The following is a 6764-nucleotide window of genomic DNA, read 5'->3' on the forward strand; positions in this document are numbered from 1 at the left end:
GCGAACGTCGCCGTCGCTTTCGTGTAGACGGCACCGCGGGAAGCCACCATGAGGCAGAAATTGCATGCCCCCGGGCGTGTGCGGCGCATCCACCCCCGCGCGTTGGGGTCGTGGTGCGAGGAACCGGTGATGGTGAGGTTCGCCGCGTTCACTAAGCGTTTCTGCAGGCCGCCCTCAACCCGATATTGGGTCTCCTCCACCGGGTCTAGTTGCGTGACCGGCATTTCACTCGGCGACAAATCCTGCGGTGCTTTGAGTGCTTCGGCACCCCACCCCGCCAATGCTTGTCCCCCTTGGTCTCCCAGATCGGGGATGATCGCGGTGAATCTGCCTGGGATGGCGTTTTCCTCGCGGAGTGTGTCGTACCAGTCCGCCGCCACCGACGCTGACGCGAGGTTCCACTTCTGCACCACACCGGGGACGACATCAAACAGCGCCTGGATGAGCTCCGGTGTCGGTAGCCGCCACAGGGGAGCCAAATCCGTCGCAGCGGCAGCTGTGACCGTGATGAGGCTTTGTCGAAGTGTCTGGTTACTGGTTTGATCCGGTGAGGTCATTGACCCGCTGATCCTGCTTCAACGCAGCGTTCTGAGCGTTCTGCAACGCCTGGATCGCCGCCAAAGCTCCTTGCGCGCGGCGCTTCTCCGACATCGCCCGCTGAATCTGCTGGTCATCCAACCCCAACAGCTCCAACCCCAGACTGGTCTCTGCCAGCCACGGGATGGCGGTGACCTGCTTCATCCCCGCGTCGGCCTGCTGCGCCCGCGAAAGGTAGATCGGGGACCGCCACTTCGGCTGAATCGACGACCATTCGGCGGGTATCTCTTTGAGGTTGTTCTGCATCGCCAACGCGCGCGCCATCGCCCGCCTCAACGGCCGGCTGTAATCATCCGTGGCGGCCTCAGCCCGGGCGATCAAATCTTCCCGCGAAGCCACATAGGAGTCCGCCGATGTCGGGTTGGACATGTCCGAAACACCAAGCGACGTCAACGGTATCGACGTCTCCCCCGAGAACAACTGTGCCTGCTGCTTGAGCTGATCGATGTGCGGCTGCGGAGACGACGCCGAGAACTGCTTCACATCCGCCCGCGGATTCGTCGCCTCATCATCATCGGGGATGGCCTTGATCCGCCCCAGCATGACCTGCCACACCGCTTTCTGGGTGCCGTCAGCGTTCTTGAAGATCGACTCATCAGCGCCCATCAGCCACATTTCCGGGAAGCTGTAGGTGTCGGCGTGGCCTTCCATGCGGATCACCGTCCGTAACGCCATGTCATGCAGCGACATCACCGACCGCGAGATCCGCGATGTTCCGAACGGGCGGCCGGTGCGGTACCGGTATACCATCGGCTCAGCCGGCACACCCCACGAATGCTCCGTGCGGTCAACAGACCACCCAGAGTCATCTTTTTCCGCGGTGATCGTCACATCGTTGAGGTACAAAGCCAAACCAGTGATGGAACCCGACTGGTCGCGGCTCGTGACAGAGAGCAAGTTATCCAGGCGGCGGCCTCGAGCATCCCATGTGCCGGTCGCGTTGCGGGCATCCTTGACATGGATACACCCAGCCGGCTCACCAATCGAGGTGTCCCCCACCGTGTTGATCAGGAACGACACCCCATGCAGCAACGACTGGGTGATCGCCGAGTTGATTTCGGTGCCGAAATAGTTCTTGTCGTACACCTCTTGGAACCCGACCGACCCGAGATCACCATCAGGCCACACGAACCCGTCTAGGTTGCACCGGTCAGCCAGGGTGTCAACGGCTTTCGCTGACCAGCCCAAAACGATGGCGAGCTTGTAGTACTGCGGCGGGATGATCGTCCCCACCTGGTTGATCGCGCGGCGGCCGTCGTAGTAGGAGTCACGCAGCATGTTCCGGGTCTGCTTCAACTCCAACTGCTGCAGCAGCCGGGTCAGTATCGCCTGTTCCTCCGCTGACACGTCGGAGTTGGGGAGAAGAACTTGGTTATCCACTCTCCTCCTCACATGACAATGGCGGTACGACGACCACTCGGATCCTTAGGTGTGCCGCGAGAAACGGCACCGAGAAGGGCCAGCGTCCCGGAAACTGCCGGATGGATAGCGACTGTGGAGTCTCGGCGATCCCATCCCCAACCGCCAGCATCGGCGATCGCGCGTTTACGGGCTCCGAGCACAGCTTTCGTTAGCGATTCCTGACCGGCGTGGCTGAGAGTTCCTGCATTGGCGCGTGTCTCAAATAACAGACACCCTTTGGCCATGTCCCTAGCCGATGAGCGCCGCACGTTCACCCGCCGCGCTTTTAATCCCGGCTGCATCTGAGATGCTGGGGAGACATCATCGATCACCACAGGCATCCGATGCCCCGCTACTGTTTCGATCCATTCCGTCGCGGCTGCGACATCAGCGCCGGTCCACACTTCCTCGATGTGCGCCGATTCACCATCAAGCCAACATGCACTGATCGAAATGTCGCGACCATGCGACATGTCCACACCCAGTGCATCAGGCTTCACATCCGCTGGTGGCCCGAAGTCGAACAGATCGCGCCACACCATCGCAGTGACAATCGGTTCATGTCGCGATACCTCGTCCCACACACCGAGCATGTCGCGCCGAAAGTTGTCTTCATCAAGCAGTTTGCGGTTAAGCAGGAATGCTTGCTCACCCGTATGCGTCGGGAAGGAAGGATTGGCTTTCGCCCACTGCTCCCGGTCATCCAGGTCTGCATCAGGGTCAGCCGAGAACTCCACATACAGCGAGTCGTTCGCCAAACCATCGATCGCTGCTGTACGCCGCATCGAGAATGCCTCGCCACTGACCTCAGGCCCCGGAGGCGTACCAGCACACAAGATCAGCGGATTACCAGCACGGTTCGTCGTTGGCGCCAAGTTGGTCAACGCTCGAGAAGTGATGTGCTGAAACTCATCCAACACCAACACGCCAACCTTGGCTTTACCACGACCGAAACCCTGCGAGCGGGCGCCGAAATCGATCCGCGCACCGTTCGCGAACTGGATCCGCCATCGTGAACCCTGCAAGGCGATGCACTTCAAAACGTGCGGTTTGACGCGCTTATGCTGCGCCAACTCCTTCATAGCCTCGTACATCTCTTCAGTCGTCGCCGTGTGATGCGACGTCCAAATCACCCGCAGCTTAGGACTCGACAAACACAACGCGAAGATGATGCAGCCCAGCAGATACGACTTCCCGACCTGCCGAGGTATCGACAGAATCGACAGATCAGCAGCCCACCTGCCATCCGCCTTCTTCGCCAGGATCAGCCGGCCGACCGCTTCCTGCCAAGGATCGAAACGCCACCCCACATTGCGGCACGTATTCCGCACCCGCGGCCACGCCGTCGCCACAATCCCCTGCGGAGGAACCGCATATCGAGCACCGGGAACTAAGCTGCTAGCTTCCGGCATCCCATGCTTCGTCATCCGACTCATCAATGATCGTGTCCAGATCATCGTCATCGGCGTCCAGCATCTTGATCTGCTCGAACACTTCCTGCTTCCGCTTACTCAACGCAGCCACCGCAGTAGCAGTCGTCGACCCGGCCTTAATCCGGTCATCAAGCGTCTTCAGATCATCAATCAACATGTCCCGCTCAGTAGCGAACCCAAGTGCACCCCACGGCGTCACCTTGGATTCCACAGGCGGATCATTCTCACGCTTTGGCATGGCGATCACCTGCGCCTCCTCAGCTCTCGGCACCGGCTTCACCTCCCTCGCGAAGAAAAAATTCGGGCTCCCTCTCGCCCCGCCTATGCCTGGGAGGTGCGGGGCCGGACGGCTGACCGGTCACCCCCCCAGTGGGTTTTCAGGACTTGCGGGCGGTCTTGCTGGCCTTGGCAGGTTCCTTAGCAGCGGCCTTGGCTGGCGCTTTCACTGCCGGCTTCTTCGCAGGTTCCTGCTTGGGACCATCCTCACGCGTGGTCGCATGGGTCGTGGCCTCCTTGCCGTTGCATGGCGCGAGCGTGTCAGGGCGTTGGTGTGGGGTGATGGAACCCTCCGCGACGATTACCGGCAGTCCGCATTCAGGGCATTCCATGACTTACCTCCGAGTCGATCCGGGCTGTTCTCCACCAGCAGCGTTCGGTAACGAACGTGACACCACCAGTCATAACCGGTAACGGCTTATTCGACTTATCCCGATTGCAAGCCCTGTGGGTGGCCGCCTTGTTGTCGAGTGTGTCTGGCCCGTTGGGGTCGATGTGGTCGACAGCGAAGGACCGCGGGTCCAGGTGGTGTGCTTCGTAGTCGATGGGTTCGCCTGGGAAGCGGCATAGGTTGAGGTCTTGCAGGTAGCACGGTGGCTTACCGCGGGCGATGATCGTCCGGTGCTGATCCCGGGTGGTGGTGTTACGACCGCGAGACACCTACGACCTGTCGATCAACGTGGTAAGCAAATGCCCGAGCGCGAAGCCGCCAACCAACACCGACGGGAACGACCAGGCGACAAGAACCGCTGCATCAAGCAACGGCATCTATGCGGGTCCAAACCCGTTCACCAGCGGCCGTCCACTCAACCCTGAGAAAGTACGGCCGATGGCAGGTGTAGTCAGCCTCACTCCCCGCTTCACGCGGACTGTAAATAACGGGATCTTTGTCGGCAAGATGCCGAGCCCTGACCACATCTTCATCATGGAAACCCACCTCAGTGGTTCACCTTCGCTGCCTTTTCCGCCTTCTCACCAGGCGCATGACCAGGAGTTGCCCCAGTCGCCTTGCGGTGAAGAATGGCACAAAGACCAGATATCTCATTGGGCGGCAACGGATCGTGTCCGTGCTTCACGATTTCTTCGTTGATGGCGGTCCGGCAGCGGTCGAAGTCAATCGCCGCCCGTTCCCCAGCGGATCTTGGCGGCACCGGCTCCTGCGAGCCAGTACTTCTGGAATTGAATGGGCATTCCGGATGCGGGGTTTGGGTCGGTCATTGGCGTTCACCTCCTCTGCTCATCATGCGGCCGTTGGCCACGACACTGGTTTCTTGCAGTAGAAGCGCCAGGAGATCAGATACCTTGCGTTCTTTGAGATGTTGCAGCTTCGGCACGCAGGAAGAACATTCCCAATTGCGTGACGTCCACCCTTGATCAAGGGAATGACATGATCCATCTGTGGCATGCCGTCTTGTTTCTGGCCACAGTATGCGCAGCAGTTGTTGTAGCGACGACACAGGCGTGTCCAGTCCGATAAGGAAACCCCGACGCTGTCGGGGTTGTTGATCTTCATCGCCTTACGGTTTCGTTCCCGAACCTGGTAGTAGGCGCGGTTAGCTTTTCTCCATTGCTCTGATTGATCTCGGAGCTTCGCCAACTGCTCCGGGGTGGCGTTCCGTCTAGCTTCGCGGGCCGCAGCAGCGAAGCGTTCTCGATTTGCTGCTCGCCAGGCTAAACTGCGCGGGCAGTCCTTGTATTGCTTGTAGTAGCCCGGGTTTCGCTCTCTGAATCTGACCGCAGCAGCGTTCTTCTTATGCTGTCGGCAACAGTAGAGGGCACCACGTCTTTTGCCATCCATCGGTCCACCGCACCACAGGCACTTGCGGCCCTCCGGCATCTGGCCCTTTTGGTAATGGTTGTGGCAGTTTCTCTTGCAGAATCGGGCATCTTTCCGAATTGCTGTGAACTGATTCCCACACCATGCGCAGACGACGGTACGCTGACCCATGTCGAACCTCTCGTACAGGTTTGGCCAAACCCCGGGGCGCTGGCAGGCGTCGCCGGGGACTATCTCTGTTAAATGTTGCTGAAACTCAGCCGCCGATCCAGCTGTACTGGATCGCTTCTGCGGTGTTGTCGTAGTAGTCGTGCGGTCCGGTGATGCGTGGTAGGACAGCGCCGATGAAGATCAACACGATCGCCAAGATGATGGCCGCCCATCCCGGTCGTACGCATCGGGATTCGATGGTATAGCCGAGGGCGACGAGGATGATGCCGAGCGCGAGTGCGACGAAGCCGAGGTCAATGAGCATGTTGTCCCCCTCCTGGTGGTTTCGCCGCGACCCATGCGGCAGATCAGCTAACTAATTTCAGAACCGGATTACAGGTGAATACGAGGCTGAAACGAAATGCAGCAAACTGCTTATGGTTTCGTGCATCCGCTGATGATCTTGGCGATCAGTTCGGGTGAACATCCGACTGCTTTGGCGAGTGTGGCGTAGGTCCAGCGTTCACGGTCGGTGCGCCACAGTTCACGAACTAGCTCATCGCGCAGGTGGCGGTGTTGCTCAGCGACCCGCGAGGCATCTCCTGATTGGCGGTGATGCTCGCGGGCCTGTTGAGCTCGCGGATCCACAGTTAGATGTCGCCGCGGGAGAAGTCCGACAACAGGTTTGGGACGGTTGAGTCGAAACCGCTGACGTCGAGCTGGCCGGGATCGGATGGGTCGGCGATCGTTGATCCGTTGGCTGTCATCGCCACCACCACAAGGCGGGCCGGGATGCCGGTCTTCTCTCGGTACTCCCGTAGGGCTTGGTGCGGGTGGATCTGTCCGTGCCATGTCTCGTTGTCGGTGTAGATGTGGAACGTGTCGATCTCTACGCGGTTCTGCAGTGCCCACACCATCGGCAGTGCGCAGTCGGTGCCGCCGAACGGCAGGTTCGACACGGCGCGGATGTTGTCGTCCAGCCGGCGCCGCGGGCTGATGTCCAGCGGAGTCAACGCATCTTCGCGCCGGAATGACCACCCTGCGCTGTTTCCTGCGGTGAATCCGACTATCTGGTGGTCGTGTTCGGTTGCGGCCGTTACCATCGCCAACGCCGCCGACGCTTCCCGGCA

6 protein-coding genes and 2 pseudogenes are annotated in these 6764 nt (G+C 60.1%); all 8 read right to left on the reverse strand.

Features of this window, described 5'->3' with window-relative positions; all coding sequences use genetic code 11:
- Positions 1-557 (reverse strand): annotated as a pseudogene (locus tag A5695_RS23520) (hypothetical protein); the annotation flags it as partial.
- Positions 532-1989, reverse strand: coding sequence for a phage portal protein (locus A5695_RS23525; protein WP_369830231.1), 1458 nt, complete (start codon positions 1987-1989; stop codon positions 532-534). The gene A5695_RS23525 and the pseudogene A5695_RS23520, both read right to left, overlap by 26 nt.
- On the reverse strand, positions 1986-3308 hold the full coding sequence (locus A5695_RS23530; RefSeq protein WP_231974955.1) for a terminase: 1323 nt from the start codon (positions 3306-3308) through the stop codon (positions 1986-1988). Before A5695_RS23530 ends, A5695_RS23525 begins: the two co-directional genes overlap by 4 nt.
- 88 nt (positions 3309-3396) lie before the next feature.
- Positions 3397-3678 (reverse strand): hypothetical protein, encoded by a 282-nt coding sequence (locus A5695_RS23535; protein WP_156749822.1) that lies wholly within the window; start codon positions 3676-3678, stop codon positions 3397-3399.
- A 347-nt stretch (positions 3679-4025) separates the two neighbouring features.
- Complete coding sequence (locus tag A5695_RS28020; protein WP_082946262.1) at positions 4026-4367, reverse strand: HNH endonuclease; 342 nt, start codon at positions 4365-4367, stop codon at positions 4026-4028.
- 580 nt (positions 4368-4947) lie between these two features.
- Entirely contained in the window at positions 4948-5655 is a 708-nt protein-coding gene (locus A5695_RS29245) for an HNH endonuclease (protein ID WP_082946263.1), read from the reverse strand.
- A gap of 85 nt (positions 5656-5740) precedes the next feature.
- Positions 5741-5959, reverse strand: coding sequence for a hypothetical protein (locus tag A5695_RS23540; RefSeq protein WP_068088094.1), 219 nt, complete (start codon positions 5957-5959; stop codon positions 5741-5743).
- A 325-nt stretch (positions 5960-6284) separates the two neighbouring features.
- A pseudogene (locus A5695_RS23545) lies at positions 6285-6764 on the reverse strand (TROVE domain-containing protein); the annotation flags it as partial.

Source organism: Mycobacterium sp. E1747 (assembly GCF_001667775.1).
GTDB lineage: Bacteria > Actinomycetota > Actinomycetes > Mycobacteriales > Mycobacteriaceae > Mycobacterium.

What these genes read in the sequence shown, in the direction of transcription:
- A5695_RS29245 (WP_082946263.1), bottom strand. Translation starts at nt 5,655, where the DNA reads ATGGGTCAGCGTACCGTCGTCTGCGCATGGTGTGGGAATCAGTTCACA.
- A5695_RS23540 (WP_068088094.1), bottom strand. Translation starts at nt 5,959, where the DNA reads ATGCTCATTGACCTCGGCTTCGTCGCACTCGCGCTCGGCATCATCCTC.